Source organism: Wolbachia endosymbiont of Zygogramma bicolorata (assembly GCF_051130665.1).
Classification (GTDB): Bacteria; Pseudomonadota; Alphaproteobacteria; order Rickettsiales; family Anaplasmataceae; genus Wolbachia.
The window spans coordinates 132575-153690 of the sequence record NZ_CP149530.1 but is presented as its reverse complement, the minus strand read 5'-3'; the positions used below and the strand labels follow the sequence as shown (position 1 = coordinate 153690).

Here is a 21116-nt window from a genome sequence, read left to right as displayed (position 1 = left end):
GCTAAAAGAAATTAGGGGGGGTGTAGCTCAGTTGGTTAGAGCGCATGCCTGTCACGCATGAGGTCGTGAGTTCAAGTCTCATCACTCCCGCCATAGTGGTTTTAGCATAATCTAAAATCCGCAATATTATTGCCGTTATTTAGAAACGTTTTCACCAGGCATGGCATGGTATTGTAATTAATACTTAAATAGGTTTGTTTTTATCATTAACAATTAGGATTAAATATGCTCATTTCTGAAGTTTTTGCAGCAGATGCAACTAGCAATGCATCAAGTATCGGCGCATCTTTTGCTAGTTTTATTCCATTGATTTTAATATTTGTGGTATTTTATTTTCTCATTATTCGCCCAAACCACAAAAAACTAAAAGAACATAGAAAAATTATAGATCAAATAAAACGTGGTGATACAGTCATTACTTCTGGCGGGATAATAGGTGAAGTTAATAAAGTTGATGAGGCAAATGCACAATTTATAATAGAAATAGCACCAAAAGTTGAGGTGAAAGTCCTAAAGTCCGCTATATCTGAAGTTTTAAACAAAGAAACTCAAAAAGTGGCAGCTAAACCAATTGAAAAAGGCAAAATCGAAAAGAGTGATAAAAAGAATAAAAATCAACCACCAGAGGAAAGTAAAAAGGGAAAAGATGATAAAGGCAAAAATGCTGCATAACTTTAAAAGAAAGTTCATTTGGTGATCCATTTGTGTGCGGAATATTTGGTGTAGTAAGTAGCGGTGATTCAGTAATACCAACTTTACTAACTGGGTTGCAAAAATTGGAATATAGGGGATATGATTCCTCAGGTATAGCAATCATAAATAACAAAGGCGAGATAGAAGTCAAAAAATCAGAAGGTAAAGTTAAAAGATTGTATGAAGTTGTTGATGAAAGCAAGATGTCTCACAGTACAGTTGGTATAGCACATACTCGCTGGGCTACACATGGAGTTCCAGGCCTTAAAAATGCTCATCCCATTCATACAAATAATGTTGTTGTTGCTCATAACGGCATAATTGAGAATTACAATCTGCTAAAAAAGGGTCTAGAAGAAAGGGAAATATTATTCCATACTGATACTGACACAGAGATCATACCAAATATGCTAACCTTATATCTTGATGAAGGATTGTCGCCAGTTGATTCTCTATTTAAGTGTTTAAACAACTTACATGGCTCATTTGCCTTGGTCTTATTATTTGCAGAATATCCAGATGCCTTATTTGTTGCGAAGAGAAATTTGCCTTTAGCAATAGGCTATAACTGTAACACAGTGTTTGCTGCATCTGACTCTAATGCTTTAAGTGCATTTGTGGAAAGAATATCGTATTTGGAAGATGGCGACATTGCAGTGATAAAATCTAGTGGAGTTAGTATATACAACAATGGTACACAAGTTAAACGTAGTATAGAAAATAGTAGTCCAAGTGATTTTCTAATTAGCAAAAATGGGTATCCTAGCTTCATGTTAAAAGAGATTTTTGAGCAACCGCGTGCATTAAACAAAACAATAAATCAATTTTACAAGCAATATAAAGAGGTCAACAAAAAATTGTTTTCTGAGCGGAGTTACATTACTATAGTTGGATGCGGGTCATCTTATTTTGCCGGGCTAATAGCAAAATATTGGCTGGAAAGTGTCGCTCAAGTTCGAGTATATCTAGAAATCTCATCAGAATTTAGGTATAGCAACGTCAAGCTAGAAGAAGGCAGCATTGGGTTATTCATCTCTCAATCTGGCGAAACTGCAGATACCATAGAAGCGCTGCGTTATGCGAAATCACAGAAGCAAACAATCATTAGTATAACTAACACATTTAACAGCAGCATTGAAAAGATCTCAGATATTGTGTTACATACTCTTGCTGGGCCAGAAATTGGTGTTGCTTCAACAAAAACCTTTTCTGCGCAACTTGCAACTTTAGCATGCTTTGCCGTGGAGCTTGGAAAAATAAAAGGTATACTGGGTGGAGAGAGAATAAAGCAGCTAAGCAGTGCTATCAATTCTATTCCCGAGTATGTTGAGCACATTTTGAATGTGATGCAAATACAACATATATCGGGCAGTATATTAGAACACAATAACGTTATTTTAATCGGCAGAGGAAGTTCATACGGAGTTGCAATGGAAGGCGCATTGAAGATAAAAGAGCTTTCATACATTAATACCATTGGCATTGCAGCGGGAGAAATGAAGCACGGTTCTATTGCTTTAATAGACTCTACTGTGCTTGTTATAGCAATTATCCCTTATGATAGTTTATTCTTTAAAACGCTATCTAATATACAAGAGATTATTGCAAGAAAAGGCAAAGTAATTGCCTTCAGTGATAAGCAAGGAGCGCCATTCCTAAGGGGAGTTTGCGCAGATGTGGTGCAACTTCCAGACACTGATAATTTTATCTCTCCTATCATCTATAGTGTTGCTATGCAATTCCTTGCTTACTATACTGCAGCAAAAAAAGGGTTAGATGCCGATTGTCCAAGAAATTTAGCTAAGTCTGTCACGGTTGAGTAGTCCATTTAAAGTTAAAGCTAGACTTCTAATTAAGGTAACCGTTCACTCAATGGCGTCAACTTAAGGAAAAATGTCTGCGATTGTGTGTAAAATTTCTCTCTAAAATTTTTACCATTAAATTACCCAAAAGCTGCAATAAACAGCACTTTTGTTTCTGTTTTATTTCAACAAAGAAGTCTAAAATGTGTCCTTTTTAGGTGAAACATGCAAAAAGGGAAAAATCTTATTTTACAAATTAAAAATACAATATACTCGAAAACTTTTCAGAAGATCCATTTTGTTGGAAAAAAAGTTTCACACGCACAAGAAAACTTTCTTTTACGACAGTATTAGACTTCCTGCATAACCAATAACGAACTTTTATTGGGAATAGAGACGAAAAAACCTACTTGACAAACTCCGCCAGCCCCCCTTATCATGGTATTGAAGGTATTCATTTATCTTCAATCTGTGCAGATTAAACGACAACAGACTCTTGTTTCAATGTTAAACAAAATACCATAGAACTCAAGAAGACAATTCCTAGAAAATTTCTACATCCAAAAAAAGGCAAATCGTCTTAATGCTGTTTCAATGTAAAAGATAAGCTAAATTTTTACAAGGAAAACATTTCAAGCAGCAAGACACCTTTGATTGAAAAAGAGCACCAAATTTATGGAGCGAGCAACTGCAACTACTACAACTAAATCAATAAATCTTAATAGGGGAAAAACATTATGAAAAAGTCAAAACTGACATTAGTATGTGATATATATGAGTTAACAAATAAAGATGGAAAGAATATTCAAAAGCTAGCAAGAGAAATAGAGGAAGGGAAAAGTATTGCTGGAAGGTTCAGAAATGGAATATTTAAAAAGTCCAGCTATAACGCAAGCACGATTCTTTTAGCGAAAATAGCTTACAAATATCAGGGTAGAGAGGAGACGTTGTCACTACTACATTATGCTATAAGTCATAAAAATAATCAAGCTGTAAAAGATCTTTTAGAAGAAGCCAAAAAACAAAAGCTATTAAAGGAAGTTCTGAATGAAGAAATGACCACAAAACATTCAGATGGTCGGGAAGAAAATCATACAATACTTACAGATGCTATATCACGTAGAGACAATGACATGATTAGAGCAGTGTTAAAGATCTCTGAGGAAAATGGTATCTTGAAAGAGATTGTCAAAAAAAGAATAACGATAAAACATTCAAATGGCGAGGAAATGACTTACACCCCATTTACCTATGCTGAAGCACGTAAAAATAGTGAGGCTGTAGAAGAAATCTTAAAATTCTCCGGAGAACTTGTTAATAGGAGAGCAACCCAGAAGCCCACTGTTGTAACAGCCAAAACTACTACAGCTAAAGATGAAAATAGTAAGGAAGTGCATGAAGTATGTAAATATAGTGTAATAAATATAGAGCATAAAGATGCTACTCACGTAATTGATAAAGCTACAGAAACTGACACTAAATTATGTAATATAAATAGTGAAGATCTTCAACCTATATGTGAAAGCAGCGAAGAAGTGCAAAATGATTCAACTACTGTAGAGCAAACTTCCGTTGATAGAGCTGACAGCCCATCTTTCGCTGAGCCATGTAGTGGATCTGGCAACACTGTGACCCTCAACACGGCAAAGACAGGCAATCGTAGCAGGTATTGTTGGCACAGCGTTATTGGTGAGCGGTGTTGTATTTTATGTTTTGAAAATCGATGTCACAGTAGCAGTAGCTGTGGGAATTGTTGGATTAGCGTGTATAGGTTTTGCACTGTACAATTCGTTCAAGCCAAATACCAAGCTCGAGAAAGTGGAAGATGTGGAACAACCTATTATCCAATCTCCTTTGAATCCAACATAAAAGTGTATATTCAAAAAATCATAATCATCAAGAAAATAATTTCTTAAGAAGAATCTCTAAATTATTAACTCAATATTTATTTCCCTGCTATTTCTCCTTACCTTGAGCGTATGAGGTTTTGAATAGCTCCCAAAAATCACTTCTGCAACCTAGTATTGCCACTACAGGTAGAAACTCCTTCAAGACTAGAGTTAGGAGTAGGTAATAGTACATTAAAAAATTCTATAATATCTTGCTTGTTTTGTGCAATAGCTAAACCCATAGGGGTATTTTTATAATTATCTTCAACATTAATATTAGCCCCTTTTTCCACAAGAAACTTGGCTGTATCTAAGTGACCATAAGAAGCAGCAAAGTGCAAAGGTGTTGCACCATTCTGGGCTTGAGCATGAATGTTGGCCTCCTCAGTTTATCTCTTCTCCTTTTAAGCCAGCTATAGATATGAAGCATTCCCAACCTTCTAAAGCTATTACAGCTCAAGGTATTGATACAAATGGTACACTTCTTTTATTAGATGTATTTATAAGAAAAGTTACAGGCCAAAAGTATATTTCTAACGATATAATACCAATTCCTAAAAATAAATAGAGGAATAAAGAAAAATTTCTAAAATAGAATAATTTAAGAATTAGTGGGGAGTTATGGCAGGAAAAAGTAAAGCAATAGGAGAAGAATTATATAATAAGTGTAACCTGGAATTAAAGAAGCACGGCATAAGAGGAGAGATAGGAAGAAGATTACAGGCAATAATATCTGCAAAAGAATATGGAATAACAAAAGTTGCTCAAATATACCGAATTACTAGAACTACATTGATGAAGTGGATTACAAGATTTAAGGAAGGAGGAGTCAATGCGTTTAAAATACAACCAGGACGTGGAGTAAAGCCGAAGTTGAGCTACAAGCAGCAAGAAGAAATTAAAAATGTCATAGCAGAAGAAGGAGCCAACCTAACGGCTAAGAAATTAAAAATCATAATTGAGAAAATGTTTTCTATTGAGGTAAGTAAGTCTACAGCACATAGACTGATGCAAAAGTTAGGTTTTTCGTATATTACTCCAAGGCCTGTGCACAATAAACAGGATAAAAATAAACAAGAAGAGTTTAAAAAAAAATCTTAATGAAACTATTGTCACGTATCCCGAAAAAGAGCTATTTTTCTTCGATGAGTCGCGGTTTGGCACACATTCAAAGATTGGACACGGGTGGTTTAAAAAAGGCATTAGGACACAGGTTAAGGTAAAATTAGGTAGGCAAAACTTTTATCTCTATAGTGCAGTTAATCCTAGAAATCGAGAGAGTTCTAGCTTATTCGTACCAAACGTCAATACTGATTGTATGAATATATTCCTTGAGCAGATGTCACAATATTTAGGAACAAGGGAGGCATTTCTTGTTGTGGATTGTGCAGGATGGCATAGATCCAAAGGTTTAAAAATACCACAAAATATTACCTTAATCTATTTACCTCCATATTCACCAGAGTTAAATCCAGTAGAGCGTTTATGGCAATATTTGAAAGACAATCTCATTAAAAATAGAATATATGACTCTGTTAGTTTATTGGAGGATACTGTATGTGCATTCATTCGTAATATTACGGAAAGTTCGATCAAAACCATTTGTTCTGTGAGTTATTTGCCTACTTATTTATGAGATTTGGTATTAGCGGATGAGATACCGCGGCGGTATGACGATTCGCGGCGGTATGACGGTTCGCGGTGGCATGACGATAACTTCGTCATTCCGCTATGTGTTAGCGGCTAAGAGATACCGCGGCAGTATGACGGTTAAGTAGGGTGTCATCTCAGTACTGGGATGAAAGGGGAAGGTATTAGGATGACACCGTCATAAAGTAAAATGAGATCCCAGTGTCACGCACTGGGATGACAGAAGAAGGCACTGGGATGACGGGGGAAGGTACTACCTTGACAACCGTCATCCCGCTGCTTGTTAGCGGGATCTAGAGATACCGCGGCGGTATGACGGTCTGCGGTGACATGACGGTTAAGCAATTCGTCATCCCGCTACGTGTTAGCGGGATCTATGCTAAGAGATACCGCGAATGAATCGCGGTATGACGGTTCGTGGCGGTATGACGGTTCGCGGTGGCATGACGATAACCTCGTCATCCCGCTGCTTGTTAGCGGCTAAGAGATACCGCGAATGAATCGCGGTATGACGGTTCGTGGCGGTATGAAGGTTCGCGGTGGCATGACGATAACCTCGTCATCCCGCTGCTTGTTAGCGGCTAAGAGATACCGCGAATGAATCGCGGTATGACGGTTCGTGGCGGTATGACGGTTCGCGGCGGTATAGTAATTCGTCATCCCGCTACTTGTTAGCGGGATCTATGTGAGATACCGCGGCGGTATGACGTAGGACCGCTGTCATTCCAGTCTGGAATCTAGTTCTTATTGTACATTTACTTAGTGTAGAGTTAAGTTTCCTGGATCCAAGTAGTCTGGGCACTGGGACGACACCCTTTTGGATGGAAACCAGTGTCAGCTACTTGAATGACATCATAGAGGTTACTTGCATGACATCATAGGGACACTGCCGTCATAAAGGAACCAGTGTCAAGCTACTTTGATGACACCTTGTATCTTTTTTCTGCTTAGTTTGGGTTATGCAAGAAGTCTAATGTTCGTATAGTTGTGTGTCAGCTACTCGGATGACAGAGAAGTCCAATCACAGAATAAACTAGTGAATTTTTTGAAAAGTATATAAAATTCAAGTGATTATTTTAAGTAAATAGCATGGCACTTAGACTCATTCCAGATAATCTCGATATCAAGTTTAGTAAATATAGGGATTTGACTGCACTCGTTAGCATTATTCTTATCATCTTTTCAATGCTCACTGTTGTGCTGCGTGGAGTGAACTTAGGCATAGACTTTGCAGGCGGAATTTTGATAGAGATAAAATCTTCAGATGAGAATCACTCTATTCTCGATGCATTAAAAGAAAATGGTTTTACAGTGCAGAGTTCAAAAGCGGGTGATAATTTAGTCATGCGTTTTAAAGATGAAGTAGATGAAGATAAAATCAAAAAGATAAAAAGCATACTAGAAGAAAAGCTAGGTAGCTCAATAAGCTATCGTAAAATAGACTATGTTGGCCCACAAATAAGCTCAACACAAATATTTGAAGGAATGTTATCCATGTTGATCGCGATTGTTGGAATATTTTTTTACGTTTGGTTTAGATTTAATTGGCAATGTGGATTCAGTGGAATAACAGCACTGATTCATGACGTGATTTTAACTGTTGGTTTTATTAGCCTAACTGGCATTGAGTTTAATATTTCATCAGTTGCAGCTCTCCTCACTGTCATTGGTTATTCAATCAATAACTCAGTAATTATATACGATCGGATTCGAGAGTATTGCAAGAGTGGTAAAAGTGGGCGGATGAGTGAGATAGTAGATGCAAGTATCAACGCTACATTATTTCGCACTATATTAACCTCGGGTACAACCCTTCTTGCTGCTCTTCCTTTGACATTAATCTGCACAGATGCAGTGAGAGACTTCAGCTTGATCGTTTTTTTTGGTATTTTGATTGGCACTTGTTCTGCAATATTTATTTCTGCTCCTATATTAACCTACAGAGCTTTGATAAGTAGATTGTAGAAGTGTTTAGTCGCGGTATAATATCAACTTATTATCTCTTATAGTGAAATGAAAATACCTTAAAAAGCTCATTCCAAGTAGTGAATGAGACATAGAATGAGTGTTAACGCTCGCCTGTACATCATTAACTAAAAAATTCCCTATTTTAACCTGAGGGATGTGAACAACACCAGCTTTTATTTGACCTTTCGCAGTTTCATATATTTTAAAATCCTGAACGTTTTGTAAGTTAATACCAACATGTAATGCGTCTTTTTGTGATAGAACAATATCGGTTGCTCCGGTATCAAGCAAAAACGTTATATTGCGATCATTGACCTGAGCCTGAATATAAAAGTGTCCATCGTATGATTTCGTAAATTCGATACTTCCACTATTCTGACCACTATTCTGAATTCTCCCTTTATATGGTAAAAAAGTACTGAGAAATCTGTCGCTTAGTTTGTCCCTTTGTGAATCAATAAGCATTGAAGTGGCAGCTATTATTAGTAACCAGATAACTAGATTTTTCACCGCGTTCATATCAGACCTCTTGCATAATCATTATTTGAGCAAAAAGTTAATAACGCACTTCCTGATGTCATTCCAGTGCTTGACACTGGAATCCAGTTTTCTGATAATTTCATCGAAAATGTTGTATAGTGCACAATCAATTTTGCTGGATCCCAGTGTCAAGCACTGGGATGACACCTTTGTACTTGAGGTAAAACCGGCTAACACACTGTCTTCGAAAACAAACGTTTGTACAATTGTGCACGTGACACTGGAATCTAGAAAAAAAGAATCAGTGTTAGCTACTTGGGTTAAAAAGAGCAGTTTATCGTTAAAATTTGAAGCCATTACAATAAATTTTTAAGATTAGCGTTAAAAGTTATTATTAAAAATAAGTAAATTTCATTGTTTTAGTACAATATTTAATATACACTTTAAGAAGATATGTTTGATTTAATTTCATGTCAGAAGCAAAAAGTTTAATTTTAGCAGCTATCCTTTCCATGTTGATCATGGTATCTTGGCGCATTATTTATGATAATTTTTTTAGTGCAAACCAAAACCAGCCATTGATTGAAAATATTGAACATATCGAATCTTTTAACGACCTTGCTCCTATAATACACCAAAATCGTTCTGAAATTATTAATTCCACTCGAGAACAGAGGGTTAGTTTAACCAATAACATGATTAAAGGATCAATTTCTTTGAAAGGTGCAAGGTTTGATGACTTAATCTTAACTAACTACCACTTAGAACCGAGTTCTTCTTCTCCACAAGTGGTGTTACTGTCACCTGCAGAATCAAAAGATGTATATTTCGCAGAATTTGGGTGGCTCGATCCGAATGAAAAGATTAAAGTTCCAGATTCTAAAACAGTCTGGCAAGCAGATAAACTCAATCAAAAAGAGGTCAATTTATTTTGGGATAATGAAAATGGCATTTTATTTAGAATGAAAATTAGCCTTGACGATAACTACATGTTTAAAGTTGAGCAAATTATTGAAAACAATACAAAAGATAATGTAGTTTTGGTTCCTTATGGTAGAATTAACCGTAAACGTGACAATATCAACGAATCTTATTGGATATCCCATGAAGGAGTACTGGGTGCATTTGATAATAAACTAGAGGAGTGGAAATATAAGGATATTTCCAAAAAACATTTAATAAAAGCAAGCACGAGTGAAAAAAATTGGTTTGGTTTTGCTGATAAATACTGGCTTACAGCCATCATACCTGAAAAATCTGATAAAATAAATGTAAGCATTAAGCATACTAACGCTAATGATATTGATAAATTTCAAGTAGATTTTGTCAAACCTTATAAGAGCATACTTCCTGGCGCAAGTGTTTCTAATGTGAATTATTTTTTTGCTGGAGCAAAAAAGTTGAATTTACTGGATTCTTATAAGGATACTCTCAATATACCTTTGTTTGATAAAGCTGTAGATTTTGGTGTTCTTTATTTTATAACCAAGCCAGTGTTTTTACTGCTTGAATATTTTAACTTCGTTTTAAAAAATTTTGGCTTAGCAATATTATTGCTGACTTTAGTAATCAAACTTTTGATGCTTCCCTTATCTAATAGATCATATATTTCGATGTTCAAGGTGAAAAGCCTGCAGCCTGAATTAACTCGTATAAAAGAGTTGTATAAAAATGACAGCTTAAAGCAGCACAAAGAGACAATTGCGTTGTTCAAGAGAAACAATGTAAACCCAATTTCGAGCATTTTTCCCATGCTAATACAAATACCGGTATTTTTTGCTCTATATAAAGTATTATTTGTTACTATAGAGATGAGACATGCTCCTTTTTTTTTATGGATTAAGGATCTTTCAGCTCCTGACCCAACGAACATCTTTACATTATTTGGGTTGTTTAATTATAACTTTCCTATTTCTATAGGCATTTTACCTATAATTTTCGGTGCCACCATGATAATTCAGCAGAAGCTAAGCGAGAAAGATCAAACCAATAAAGATGATATTCAAGTAAATGTTATGAAGTTTTTACCTTACATTTCTGTCTTTATTTTTTCTTCTTTTCCTGCCGGCCTGGTAATATATTGGATATTTAGTAATATTATAACTTTAATTCAACAATCATTAATAAAGTTGTTTTTAACGAAAAAAGTGGTAGTAAATGTCGAAAATACTAATAGTTAATTCAATTTATTATGCTGAAATAGCAAACCTTTTGCTTGAAGGTGCAGTCGATAGATTAAAAGAAAGTCATGCAAGCTATGACATAATTGAAGTTCCTGGTGCATTTGAGATACCAGCTACAATTCTCTTTGCAGTAAAAAGCAAGAATGCTAATTATGACGGTTATTTAGCTCTTGGGTGCGTGATTCGCGGTGAAACTGATCATTATCAATACGTTTGTAAAGGAGTAATCGAAGGTTTAAATGAAGTTATTATGCATTATGCAATGCCCCTTGGTATGGGCGTAATTACCGCTGACAGCAAAGATAAAGCACTAGTTAGAGCTGACAAAAACAAAAAGAACGTTGGTGGCCATGCAGCCTCAACTGTTTTGCATATGATAGATTTACACAATAAATTAAAATAATGGAGGAAAAACCAGTAGATAAAAAGTGGCGCATAAAAAGAAGTACGGCAAGATTTCTTGCTGTACAAGTTGCTTATTCAAATATTTTCGTAGGTTACAACAAAAGCACTTTTAAACTGGAAAATTGTGAGCTTAAGAACTACATAAGTAAGTTGAAAGATATATTTGAATGTGAAGAATTTGAACATCAGTTCTTAGAAAACTTGTTATATAAGGTTATAAAAAGCAGTGAAGAATATGATAAAATAATAGAGTCTTATTTACATCCAAGCTGGTCCCTCTCACGTTTAAATCTTATAAGCTTATCTATCTTGCGTGTTGCAATATGTGAGTTAGCTAATTGTGATACGCCAGTTCCAGTTGTCATTAATGAATATACTAACATTGCATCTGATTTACTTGATAAACCAAGCGAAATTGGTTTTATTAATGGGTTATTGGATAAGGCAAAAGATGCGTAACCGTTCACGGATTGTGAGAATGAATTAAAGAACTAAGCAGTGACAGCTACTAGATTCTGTAGCTTTTGAAAGGGGTTCTGGCCATTTAGACGTGATGTCAAAAATATCGACAACATTCTTTCCACGAATCTTTCTCCACGTTCTGACCAGGTGAAAAAGCTGTTTTTACGATAAATTACGTACCGTCTAATTTGCCGTTCTGCAAGGTTATTAGTTGTTTCTATCACTTCAGGTTTTCTTAAAAACTTCCACATCATATCCTCAGATCGTAACATCTTAGCGGCCATTCTTGAAGCTTGAGTGCTATTTGCAACCCTCGTCATTTTACGTAAAAAATGTTTTACCCTTTTCCGAATTTTTCGCACCAGTCGATAAAATCTCAAATTATCTATCAAATTTTGTTTTTTTGCCTTATCTACTACAAACACCTTATTGCTGAGCGATTTTAGTGCTTGGCCAATTTTGCTCACTTCAACATTTTTACTATGGGCAAATCTCTCAAAATCTCTTGCCAGATGTGCCCAACATATCTGTCTATTTTCACGATTGAAGTAATTGTATACAGCGTATCTATCGCTCACAAATATACCATCATATTCTGGCAGTAAACTCTTCAACACCTTCTTACCACGAGACTCGCTTACCTTCAGAAGTGTCAACGCTTTGTTTGTTATTACCCAACTCCAGCCTCTCTTTCCTTGATTTCTGTGCCCTGTTTCGTCTATATGCAAATACTCGCTTCCTTGCAACTCTTCCTTCATTTTCTCATATTCAGATGCACACTTCTTCGATACCCTGCGTTCAGTATTTGAGACTAAACCAAGGCTTATATTTAGATTAAAAATACTGCCCAAAATTTGCTGTACCTCTCTTTTTGAGTTAATAAAAAAGCCGCTAAGGCTGCTTATAACTGTTTTAGCATTGGGTCCTAGAAAATCTCTTGCAACACCTTCGGGTAAATTTGCTGTAATTCTTTTATTACATACTCTACAATGTCCTCTTTGCAACCTGTACTCAGTTACAATTGGCTTAATTTCTGGCAACTCTGCCTTCTGATGAATAATTTCATCTTCTAAAGTAATCTTACCTCCACACATACAAATTGTATCAATTGTGCATCTCACTACCTCGTCTGCAGCCATTAATTCACGCTTATGCACCTTATGTCCTGGCTGACCTCCTGGTTTTTTATCACTTTTCTTTTTTGCTTTCTTACGATATATATCTCGTGATGGTGGCAGCGATGAATTTTGCGAATTTAAGCCCAATTTGTCTTCTAATTCAACTATTTTTGCTTTCAAGCTATCATTTTCTCTGATCAGTGCTTTTATTTCTTCCTTGAGATTAGCGTTTTCTGCTACAACCTTTTCTTGCAGCACTGTTGTCATTTACCCATTCCATATTTAGCTTCCTATCTCTTTACACTTTTATACTTACTTTGTAAACCACCTTATCTCCGTGAACGGTTACATCATTATTAGAGTTTAATATAGCAGAATTACGTAATAATTCATCAGCTAATACAGAGTCTAAAATTCCATTAATTTTTATCGTAATGTGTCTGCTTCCAGCACAATCGAGCACTTTTCTCCAGCCAAAAGAAGAAATATCTTTCACCTCTTCTCTGTTATTACGCAAAGTAAACCTTAGGTTTCGTATATTATTTAACACAATAAAATTATTGTCATGATCTTTAATTTTTAGCTGTAATTTGCTCATTATCGCCTCCTTTCATTAAAATATCAAAACTAATTGTTGAATGTAAAATTTCATCGTGCTGACTCATAGCACAATTACTTTCCAAAATAGTTTCATTATCAGAATATTTAATACTCTTAAGTATCAAGTTAATATGCCTTATAATGGCAAACATACTGCCTATATGATGGGTATATATGTCGCATGAAAATCTTGCCTTTGTAGCAAAATTGGACAGCATGTGCAGATTATTATAATTCACTACATGCAATCTCAGGTAAGGAATGGTGACCTGTTTAGGTAAGTAGTCATAAATGTTAGTAACATATTTCCTTAAATCAGAGTTTGCTTTTAGTGCTTCATAAATGCTACTGTACAACTCGTTTATAGCTTGAATTTTTTCCATGATTAATCCTCGAAAGATATATAGCTAAAACATAAGCAGTGATACAAACTCGTCATCCCGCTGCTTGTTAGCAGCCGAGATACCGTGACTGACGTAGGACTGCTGTCATTCCGCTACGTGTTAGCGGCTGAGATACCGCGGCGGTATGACGGTATTTATCTCGTCATCCCGCTGCTTGTTAGCGGGATCTATGTGAGATACCGTGACGGTATGACGTAGGACTGCTGTCATCCCGCTACTTGTTAGCGGCTAAGAGATACCGCGGCGGTATGACGGTATTTATCTCGTCATCCCGCTGCTTGTTAGCGGGATCTATGTGAGATACCGTGACGGTATGACGTAGGACTGCTGTCATTCCGCTACTTGTTAGCGGGATCTATGTGAGATACCGTGACGGTATGACGTAGGTAGCCCAGTTTGGATGACAAGAAAGAGCTACAAAACAACCTTTGGTTCGCGAAATGGAGAATACACCTTCTTCACTTCAGACAAATGGCTACTTACCCCCGATTCACGATCTTTGTAAATAGCAGAAACATGCCGCATAATACCTAGTTTTATCTGCTCAGGAACATTGTCATAGCCAGCCTCGTATACAACATCAACTCTTATTGCATTCAAATAATTGAAAAACTCAACGTAGCCCCCTACATCACTAAAATAATACTTAAGTGTTCTCTTCTCTTGACCTTTAGACATCATTGCAGTAGCCAATACTATCTTACTCACAGGGCCGTAGCTTAAATAGATCCTACGAGGTACATAATCTTCATATGAAACTTGCCATGTTTGTTTCACCAGTGACTTTTCCATATGCCACTCAGCATAATCAGTTGCCATAAAAATTAGATCTGAAATCAACTTATCATCTTGATCGTTCTCAATGCGTAAAAAAGATTTAACCTCTTCTAAAGTAACTGGAAAAGATTCAGGCTTAGATTTACGTTGCACATGTATTCTTGGTGAAGTAGATCTTGTTGACATGATAACGCTCCTTATAAATATATTTTTGTCATTCTAACGCTCCTTATTTTGTCATCCCAGTGGCTGACACTGGTTTCTTTATGATGGCAGTGCTTGACACTGGAATCCAGCCTTTAACTGTCAAAGATGTTATTTTTAATATAAGGTTAGTCACTTTCGTGCTCACCAACTTAATCTCTAATCAAAATTTCTGGATCCAAGTAGTCAGGGCAATGGGATGACATCTTTGTGTTTGAGGCAAAACCGGCTATAATATTTCTTCGCAAACAAATGTTCGTACAGAGCTACTTTCATGACACCACGATTATGCTATAAATTCTTTATCGTATGAATATATTAAGAAGAGAACGTATTAAAGCTGTTTCTCCTTTTTTATTGATAAAATTTGAACTTATAGCATATTCAACTAGGCTGGATTTTAGTAGATTAACATTTTGAGAATGAATATTATTGAAGATGGAGTTTAACTCTTTAGCAAGCAGACTGCGAAATTTTTGTACACTGTCATATGCGATATTTTCAAGTTCATGTGCAAATTTATCTTGAGCTATAGTTGTTATATCTTCAATTTCCTTATTAAACTCCTCTAGCTTTTTTTCGTTATTTTTAAAATTTTTCGTAAAAGTTTTCATATCAATTAAACTCAACTACTATTATGATTATAATAACAATGAAAAACTACCGAAGTAAAAAATTCACACTACTGTGTAACTTGCAAATACTTTTACGCGCTAGGGCTATAGGTGTCATCCAAGTACCCCCTTCCCGTCATCTGAGTAGCCTCCTTTTCCTGTCATCCCAGTGCTTGACACTGGGATCCAGGAAAAAGAATGGTGTCATGAAAGTAGCTGACACTGATTTCCATCCAAAAGGGTGTCATCCCAGTGCCCAGACACTGGGATCCAGAAAACTTAACTCTACACCAAGTAAATGTACAGTAAGAACTAGATCCCAGTGTCTGGGCACTGGGATGACAAAAAAAGGAGCACTGGGATGACATCATCCTTTTTTTGGGATTCCAGTGTCAGCTACTTGCATCTGCAAACTGCAATGTTCGTACAGATGTAGGTGCTAAGTTTTACAAACACCACGTTGTGCTGAACCTATATCCACTTCTTTTAATTCAGTGTCAGGTTTTGTTGATATTGCATATGTAACGCCACTAGCTATCAAAGCAGATACTACAAAAGTTGCAATTGTTAATAGAACTGGTAATTGGAAAGCTATACTAAAGATAGCACCTACTGCTAACATAGTTACAAGATTCACGGAAGCAACTTTTAAGAAACACATTTGTCTTTTTCCTACTTTTTCTAGTGACACTTCATCTGTTTTAGTTTTTGTTGTACCCTTAAGTGTTGTGTTTTCATTCTCTAGACTTTTTATTTCTTGTCTTAGTGATTCATTCTCTTTATTGAATTGTTTCAACTTAGTCTCATGTCCAGCTATGCAACTTTTTGATTCTTCTAGTTCCTTTTGCGTTCTTTCTAACAACACTTTTGTTTTAGAATGCTTATTTTCGTTTTCTTCTAATTCGCTATTAGGTGTTGTGTTTTCATTTTTTAGATTTTTTATTTCTTGTCTTAGTGATTCATTCTCTTCATTGAGTTTCTCCAGTGTGTCCAGCCTAGCTCCATGTCCAGTGATATAACTTTTCAATTCTGTTAGTTCCTTTTGCGCTTTTTCTAATGGTACTTCGTCTGTTTTAGTTTTTGTTTTTTCTAATTCACTATTAAGCGTTGCTTTTTCACTTTCTAAATCTTGTATTTGTTGTTTTAGTGATTGATTCTCTTCTTGGGTTTTTTTCTCCAATGCTTCCAATTTACTCTGATATTCAGTTACATGACTTTTTGATTCTTCATTTTTTGCATCAATGTCTTCTCCATTTTCTGATTCAGTAAATATTCCACTGTCGTTACTACTACTACTTTCATTTAAAGAGATAGAGGTCTGTTCATTACTATATGTGGCATTTATTTTTTGCGGTAACTCAAAATTTTTTACTATATTCTTAACATTAACACGTGGGTATTGCTCATCTACTGTACTGTCACTACTTTTATCAGTAGAATTTAAAGAGGTCCGTTTATTACCATTTTCTAGTGCAGCAGTTGCATTATTTCCCTTCACAACCAAATCTTCTGGAGTTTTGTCTTTATTCTTTTCTAATTGAGGATTTGCTTTTCGTAAAAGCTGTATTATCTCTTAATTACCATTCAAAGTAGCAATGTCAAAAGCAGTTGGTCCATCATTAGATCCATTTTTGACTCGAGTTTTAACACTTACTTTCTTTTCTAGTAGAAGTGTTACTGTCAATAAATCGTCACATGCCACAGCAAGATGCAATAATGTCCAATCTTCTATTTTGTCTGAAATTTTTATACTGAATTGATGCTCCTTACTAAAACCACGGTTAAACTTGTCGTATTCTGCATAATCTTTGTTGCGTAACTCATTTCTTATCCTTTCAAGCAAATTATCCTTATTCAAACCTTTACTCTCACTCACATTGCGTATTATTTCAAAAAACTTTTCCTTTTCTATTGCCACAACCTTTCCTCTCAATTTATTTATTATTGCTGAATAGTCTCACAAAAAAGTTAAGTTTGTCGAAATTCGATGTTTGATCTAAAAATTAGTCATAAACATTTTCTTCCAATTCGTTGTCATTCAACTCCCCTGTCATCCCAGCACCTTCTTCTGTCATCCCAGTGCGTGACACTGGGATCTCATTTTACTTTATGATGATGTCATGAAAGTAGCTGACACTGGAATCCAGAAGACAACCAAATAATAAAGGCTAGATCCCAGTGTCACGCACTGGGATGACAAAAAAAGGAGCACTGGAATGACACCCTACTTAACCCGTCATACCGCCGCGGTATCTCCTTAGCATAGATCCCGCTAACAAGCAGCGGGATGACGATTGTCGTTTAGCTACAAACATTAAGAAATTTACCAAGTAGAAAAAAAGGCAAAAGAAGCCCCGTGGTTGGCTAATTACTTACATTATACTTTCAAGTATGGCGTTTTTTTATTCTAAACGTTTAATAACCGCGATTCAGTTGCTTTTAAGCCGCAACTAATCTAAATTATAAACATTAAGAAATTTACTAAACAGAAAAAAAGGCAAAAGAAACCCTAGGGTAGCTAGTTATTCACTATCCATTTTTTAAGTTGGCGTTTTTTGATGTTTTAAATAGCGTATTTCAGCTTGTGTAGGTAAAAACCTAGAAATTTGATAAAGACATAGAGTGCACATAGTGCAAAAAATTAAACATGAGATGCCAGATACGTGAGTTTTTTTGTCATTTAATCTGTACAGAGAAGATAAATAAATAGCTTCAGTTTCATGATAAGGGGGCTGGCGGAGTTTGTCAAGGAAGTTTTTTCGTTTCTGCGGGCTACCTGGGTTAATATTATATAGGAGGTCTGCTGCCAATAAAGCCTAAACTTACCAAATACATTTCTGTAGATTCAGATCTACTTGACTTTGGTTTAAAATATTTTACTGTTTTAAACATTTTTTTTAGCTCGTTACAAAAATCTTTATCAGATTCTCCTTGGAAAATTTTTACTACAAACGTGCCACCATGGCTCAAGAAATGCTTTGCAAAATTGAGCGCTGCCTCACATAAAAGCATAATTCTGATATGATCCAACGATTTTAAACCACAAGATTCGGGCGCCATGTCAGATAAAATTACATCAAATTTTTGATCCTTGAATTTTTCTCTTAAAATTTCAAGCCCATTGATAATATCACATTGTATAAACTCTACTCCATTAATTGCGTTCATTGGTTTCATGTCAAGAGCAACTACATTTGCACCTTTCTGAGACGCGACTTGTGACCATCCACCAGGAGAAGCACCAAGATCAATAATTTTTTGCCCTTCTTGGAATAATTTAAATTTATTATCCATTTCTACCATCTTATATGCTGAGCGTGACCTATAACCATCCTTGCTAGTTTTTCGCACATACTGATCATTCAAATGACGATGTAGCCACCTTGTTGAAGATAGTTTTCTGCCTCTAGCCGTCTTTACTCTAGTTTTTATTGCTAATACCCTACTTATTATTGATTATATCTTTGAGCTCTTTTTCAACTACTTCTTTTACCAGTGCATGTAGATATTTATTCAGCCATTCTGAGAGCTGAGGTTTTAAAAGAGATGTAACTAATTCTTCAACAGTAAGATTCGCTCTTTTTTGTTGTTTATGCTGCAATTCGTTTTGCATTTTTCCAAGCAGCGCTTTGATCTCTTCCATATTCTCTTTTAAAACTAGATGATCATTATTTTGCGCTTGTAAGCCGCTATTACTCGCTTTGTTATTACTCATTTGGATATTATCGTACAAATCAATGTCTTTTTTTTCTTCTGAATTGTAGCTATGGCCATTAAATTGGTTATTGTTGCAAGCCATTTCCTCACTTTGGTCATCATTATCAATGTCCTCTTCTTTACCATTTTCTTTTTTGCCATCTTCTTCCATGTCTTCTGGATACTCTTCTTCAAGGCATAGCACATCATCATTTTCATCCTTTATTTCTGCTTTATCTTTACTTGCGTTTTTACCCGATATAGCTTTTTTTATATCTTCTAGAATATCTTTTACAGATTGATTGCCTTGTTCATCATGCATAGTGCTAATACCATTAAATTTAGAGATTTATACTATTTATTATAAAAAGCAAATTATAAACACTAGTTACATAATTGCTTTTTGCTTCAACTAAGTCTGAACGTGCTTTAAATAATGCATCTTCAGTGTCCAAAAGGTCAGATGTACTCTTTAAACTTAAGTTTACCTCTTGCTCAACTCCTTCCAATGCTAAAGCTGCTGCTTTTTCCGCTTCTTGACTTGCTTTAATAATGGCTTTTGCTGTTAGCACATTATTCCAAGCATTTACAACTGCTTGTTCTATATTTTTTACCGTTTCATAATAATCGTAGGTAGATTTTTTTGCATCCATTTTAGCTTTACTGACACCAAAAGCATTCGCTCCTTTTTTAAAGATTGGAACATCAAGAGTAAAAACTATATGAACATTTTCTAATAGCTTGTCTAATTTTACACCATCCTTCCCAAAATTTTTGCTTGCGCTTAGATTTAAAGAAGGAAGCCACTTGGAGCTTTCAGCGATCACTTCCATTCCGGCTGCTCTTTTTTGATAAACTGCTGCTTTTAGAGATAAATTATTGGTTTTTGCTAATTGTAAACATTCATTTAGCTCTGGGACAGAAGGTAGTTTATCATTAGCTTCAGAAAGGTCATCAGCATCTTCGCCAATCAAATGATAATAAGCAATATTTGCCAATTTTAATTTACCTTCAGCATCAACTCTTTCGGATATAGAAGACGAAAATTTTGCTTTTGCTAGCAAAACTTCAGCGTTAGTAACTTCTCCAAGGGAAAAGCGTTTTTTCATAGCTGACAAATGTTCCAAAGAAACGCGTTCTTTATGTTCTCTAAGCTTTAATATTTCTGTCTTTTGTAAAACACCGACATATGCTTTCACAGCATTAAGTGCAACCTCTTGTTTTAATTGCTGAAATCGCATTTTTTCTGCTTTGAGAAGATGACTTGATCGACTGAATGTGGCAAAGGTGCCACCTCCATCTATTATCCTTTGGCTTAATATCAGACGTTTTCCAGGTAAATTAGGTTGATTATAAAGATTAAAATTACTATCAAAATTGTACTGCAAACTAATGTCAGGTAAAAATCCAGCTAACCCAGAAGACTTAAGCTGTTTTTCTGCGCTTTTATATTGGTAAAATTGAGACTTTATTTTTGAGCTATTTTTGATCGCTTTGCTTATAACTTCTCGCACATCGGTTGCATAGCAACTTATAGTACCAAAAATTATCGCAAGTGTAATAATCAATCGAAACATTCTACTTCCTGTGCATATTGGTTACGCAGATCAATTACTAACATAAATTACTTTAATAATCAATAACTAATATTGTTGACACTATTGAGAAATTAAGTATATAGTAGCTTACTATTGTTTAGTTAAATTACAATGAAAACTTTTTTCTTAAAAGAGAAACAAATCGACAAAAAATGGTTTGTCATAGATGCGGAAGGATTAGTGGTAGGAAGGCTTGCAGCATTTGTAGCGACACTATTGCGTGGAAAGCATAAACCTGAGTATACACCTCATATGGATTGTGGCGATAATGTAATTATTATCAACGCAGAAAAGGTGCATTTTACCGGGAAGAAGCTTAAAGATAAAATTTACTATAAGCATACAGGTTATTCTGGTGGTTTGAAGAAAACTACTCCAGATAATATTTTAAATGGCAAATTTCCTGAGCGTGTAATAAAAATGGCAGTGAAAAGGATGCTTGATGATGGCCCTATGGCGCGTAGACGCTTTGAAAATTTGTATGTTTATTCTGGTTCAGAGCATAAGCATCAAGGGCAGCAACCTGAAAAGATAGATTTTGCCTCTTTGAATCGTAAAAATAAAAAGTAATGG

At 35.5% G+C, this 21116-nt stretch carries 22 protein-coding genes, 1 tRNA gene and 1 pseudogene; 12 read left to right on the top strand and 12 right to left on the bottom strand.

Annotated features, from left to right (window positions below; genetic code table 11):
* Positions 1–16: 16 nt before the first annotated feature.
* From WKH12_RS00700 to WKH12_RS00680, 5 genes and pseudogenes are all read left to right on the top strand, one after another.
* A tRNA-Asp gene (locus WKH12_RS00700) sits at positions 17–93 on the top strand.
* Between the two features lie 132 nt (positions 94–225).
* The gene (yajC, locus tag WKH12_RS00695) at positions 226–672 is read left to right on the top strand and encodes a preprotein translocase subunit YajC (RefSeq protein ID WP_253302548.1); all 447 of its coding nucleotides are present in this window, start codon (positions 226–228) and stop codon (positions 670–672) included.
* Between the two features lie 32 nt (positions 673–704).
* Positions 705–2516, top strand: coding sequence for a glutamine--fructose-6-phosphate transaminase (isomerizing) (gene glmS, locus WKH12_RS00690; RefSeq protein ID WP_434732392.1), 1812 nt, complete (start codon positions 705–707; stop codon positions 2514–2516).
* A gap of 204 nt (positions 2517–2720) precedes the next feature.
* A pseudogene (locus WKH12_RS00685) lies at positions 2721–2857 on the top strand (IS4-like element ISWosp8 family transposase); the annotation flags it as partial.
* Positions 2858–3232: 375 nt separating this feature from the next.
* Positions 3233–4411, top strand: a complete 1179-nt coding sequence (locus WKH12_RS00680; protein ID WP_434732391.1) for a WD_0033/WD_0034 family tandem repeat-containing protein — start codon at positions 3233–3235, stop codon at positions 4409–4411.
* An 89-nt stretch (positions 4412–4500) separates the two neighbouring features.
* Here WKH12_RS00680 and WKH12_RS00675 read toward each other — a convergent pair whose 3' ends face one another.
* Positions 4501–4725: an ankyrin repeat domain-containing protein gene (locus WKH12_RS00675; protein WP_253309672.1), complete on the bottom strand. Its 225-nt coding sequence runs from the start codon at positions 4723–4725 to the stop codon at positions 4501–4503.
* Positions 4726–4727: 2 nt separating this feature from the next.
* On the opposite strand from WKH12_RS00675, the gene WKH12_RS00670 reads away from it, so the two are divergent.
* From WKH12_RS00670 to secF, 3 genes are all read left to right on the top strand, one after another.
* A complete protein-coding gene (locus WKH12_RS00670) occupies positions 4728–4952 on the top strand; it encodes a hypothetical protein (protein ID WP_434732390.1) in 225 nt (74 codons plus the stop codon).
* Between the two features lie 53 nt (positions 4953–5005).
* Positions 5006–6020, top strand: a protein-coding gene (locus tag WKH12_RS00665) for an IS630 family transposase (RefSeq protein ID WP_434732009.1) whose coding sequence is annotated in 2 segments (ribosomal slippage) — positions 5006–5470 and positions 5472–6020 — 1014 coding nt in all. Because the reading frame shifts where the segments join, the coding sequence is not laid out codon by codon here.
* Between the two features lie 1103 nt (positions 6021–7123).
* Positions 7124–7999 carry a protein translocase subunit SecF gene (gene secF, locus WKH12_RS00660; RefSeq protein WP_434732389.1) on the top strand — a complete coding sequence of 292 codons (876 nt, stop codon included), beginning with the start codon at positions 7124–7126 and terminating at the stop codon, positions 7997–7999.
* A 6-nt stretch (positions 8000–8005) separates the two neighbouring features.
* On the opposite strand, the gene WKH12_RS00655 is transcribed toward secF, so the two are convergent.
* Positions 8006–8521, bottom strand: coding sequence for a TIGR02281 family clan AA aspartic protease (locus WKH12_RS00655; protein WP_182182693.1), 516 nt, complete (start codon positions 8519–8521; stop codon positions 8006–8008).
* A gap of 431 nt (positions 8522–8952) precedes the next feature.
* On the opposite strand from WKH12_RS00655, the gene yidC reads away from it, so the two are divergent.
* From yidC to nusB, 3 genes are read left to right on the top strand one after another with little or no spacing between them, the layout of a single operon-like run.
* Positions 8953–10662, top strand: coding sequence for a membrane protein insertase YidC (yidC, locus tag WKH12_RS00650; protein ID WP_434732388.1), 1710 nt, complete (start codon positions 8953–8955; stop codon positions 10660–10662).
* Positions 10640–11068, top strand: a complete 429-nt coding sequence (locus WKH12_RS00645; RefSeq protein WP_341822721.1) for a 6,7-dimethyl-8-ribityllumazine synthase — start codon at positions 10640–10642, stop codon at positions 11066–11068. The genes yidC and WKH12_RS00645 overlap by 23 nt, the downstream gene beginning before the upstream one ends.
* Entirely contained in the window at positions 11068–11529 is a 462-nt protein-coding gene (gene nusB / locus WKH12_RS00640) for a transcription antitermination factor NusB (protein ID WP_434732387.1), read from the top strand. The genes WKH12_RS00645 and nusB overlap by 1 nt, the downstream gene beginning before the upstream one ends.
* A 32-nt stretch (positions 11530–11561) precedes the next feature.
* On the opposite strand, the gene tnpC is transcribed toward nusB, so the two are convergent.
* From tnpC to WKH12_RS00590, 10 genes are all read right to left on the bottom strand, one after another.
* On the bottom strand, positions 11562–12917 hold the full coding sequence (gene tnpC, locus WKH12_RS00635; RefSeq protein WP_434732010.1) for an IS66 family transposase: 1356 nt from the start codon (positions 12915–12917) through the stop codon (positions 11562–11564).
* A 31-nt stretch (positions 12918–12948) separates the two neighbouring features.
* On the bottom strand, positions 12949–13248 hold the full coding sequence (locus WKH12_RS00630) for a phage tail tube protein (protein ID WP_434732386.1): 300 nt from the start codon (positions 13246–13248) through the stop codon (positions 12949–12951).
* Complete coding sequence (locus tag WKH12_RS00625; RefSeq protein WP_434732385.1) at positions 13223–13633, bottom strand: DUF3168 domain-containing protein; 411 nt, start codon at positions 13631–13633, stop codon at positions 13223–13225. The genes WKH12_RS00630 and WKH12_RS00625 overlap by 26 nt, the downstream gene beginning before the upstream one ends.
* Positions 13634–14068: 435 nt before the next feature.
* Complete coding sequence (locus WKH12_RS00620; RefSeq protein ID WP_264688316.1) at positions 14069–14617, bottom strand: head-tail connector protein; 549 nt, start codon at positions 14615–14617, stop codon at positions 14069–14071.
* Between the two features lie 320 nt (positions 14618–14937).
* Entirely contained in the window at positions 14938–15249 is a 312-nt protein-coding gene (locus WKH12_RS00615) for an ECH_0659 family protein (RefSeq protein WP_007548422.1), read from the bottom strand.
* Positions 15250–15688: 439 nt separating this feature from the next.
* Positions 15689–16747, bottom strand: coding sequence for an AAA family ATPase (locus tag WKH12_RS00610; protein ID WP_434732384.1), 1059 nt, complete (start codon positions 16745–16747; stop codon positions 15689–15691).
* 75 nt (positions 16748–16822) lie between these two features.
* Complete coding sequence (locus WKH12_RS00605; protein ID WP_434732383.1) at positions 16823–17167, bottom strand: hypothetical protein; 345 nt, start codon at positions 17165–17167, stop codon at positions 16823–16825.
* Positions 17168–18036: 869 nt separating this feature from the next.
* A complete protein-coding gene (locus WKH12_RS00600; protein WP_434732382.1) occupies positions 18037–18615 on the bottom strand; it encodes an RlmE family RNA methyltransferase in 579 nt (192 codons plus the stop codon).
* A 76-nt stretch (positions 18616–18691) separates the two neighbouring features.
* The gene (locus WKH12_RS00595) at positions 18692–19267 is read right to left on the bottom strand and encodes a PopZ family protein (protein ID WP_434732381.1); all 576 of its coding nucleotides are present in this window, start codon (positions 19265–19267) and stop codon (positions 18692–18694) included.
* Between the two features lie 19 nt (positions 19268–19286).
* The gene (locus WKH12_RS00590) at positions 19287–20522 is read right to left on the bottom strand and encodes a TolC family protein (protein WP_434732380.1); all 1236 of its coding nucleotides are present in this window, start codon (positions 20520–20522) and stop codon (positions 19287–19289) included.
* A 132-nt stretch (positions 20523–20654) separates the two neighbouring features.
* Between WKH12_RS00590 and rplM the strand changes: the two genes are divergently transcribed.
* Positions 20655–21113 carry a 50S ribosomal protein L13 gene (gene rplM, locus WKH12_RS00585; protein WP_253309391.1) on the top strand — a complete coding sequence of 153 codons (459 nt, stop codon included), beginning with the start codon at positions 20655–20657 and terminating at the stop codon, positions 21111–21113.
* The last annotated feature ends 3 nt before the right edge of the window (positions 21114–21116 follow it).

What these genes read in the sequence shown, in the direction of transcription:
- yajC (WP_253302548.1), top strand. Translation starts at nt 226, where the DNA reads ATGCTCATTTCTGAAGTTTTTGCAGCAGATGCAACTAGCAATGCATCA.
- WKH12_RS00680 (WP_434732391.1), top strand. Translation starts at nt 3,233, where the DNA reads ATGAAAAAGTCAAAACTGACATTAGTATGTGATATATATGAGTTAACA.
- secF (WP_434732389.1), top strand. Translation starts at nt 7,124, where the DNA reads ATGGCACTTAGACTCATTCCAGATAATCTCGATATCAAGTTTAGTAAA.
- WKH12_RS00655 (WP_182182693.1), bottom strand. Translation starts at nt 8,521, where the DNA reads ATGAACGCGGTGAAAAATCTAGTTATCTGGTTACTAATAATAGCTGCC.
- yidC (WP_434732388.1), top strand. Translation starts at nt 8,953, where the DNA reads ATGTCAGAAGCAAAAAGTTTAATTTTAGCAGCTATCCTTTCCATGTTG.
- WKH12_RS00645 (WP_341822721.1), top strand. Translation starts at nt 10,640, where the DNA reads ATGTCGAAAATACTAATAGTTAATTCAATTTATTATGCTGAAATAGCA.
- nusB (WP_434732387.1), top strand. Translation starts at nt 11,068, where the DNA reads ATGGAGGAAAAACCAGTAGATAAAAAGTGGCGCATAAAAAGAAGTACG.
- tnpC (WP_434732010.1), bottom strand. Translation starts at nt 12,917, where the DNA reads ATGACAACAGTGCTGCAAGAAAAGGTTGTAGCAGAAAACGCTAATCTC.
- WKH12_RS00630 (WP_434732386.1), bottom strand. Translation starts at nt 13,248, where the DNA reads ATGAGCAAATTACAGCTAAAAATTAAAGATCATGACAATAATTTTATT.
- WKH12_RS00625 (WP_434732385.1), bottom strand. Translation starts at nt 13,633, where the DNA reads ATGGAAAAAATTCAAGCTATAAACGAGTTGTACAGTAGCATTTATGAA.
- WKH12_RS00620 (WP_264688316.1), bottom strand. Translation starts at nt 14,617, where the DNA reads ATGTCAACAAGATCTACTTCACCAAGAATACATGTGCAACGTAAATCT.
- WKH12_RS00615 (WP_007548422.1), bottom strand. Translation starts at nt 15,249, where the DNA reads ATGAAAACTTTTACGAAAAATTTTAAAAATAACGAAAAAAAGCTAGAG.
- WKH12_RS00595 (WP_434732381.1), bottom strand. Translation starts at nt 19,267, where the DNA reads ATGCATGATGAACAAGGCAATCAATCTGTAAAAGATATTCTAGAAGAT.
- WKH12_RS00590 (WP_434732380.1), bottom strand. Translation starts at nt 20,522, where the DNA reads ATGTTTCGATTGATTATTACACTTGCGATAATTTTTGGTACTATAAGT.
- rplM (WP_253309391.1), top strand. Translation starts at nt 20,655, where the DNA reads ATGAAAACTTTTTTCTTAAAAGAGAAACAAATCGACAAAAAATGGTTT.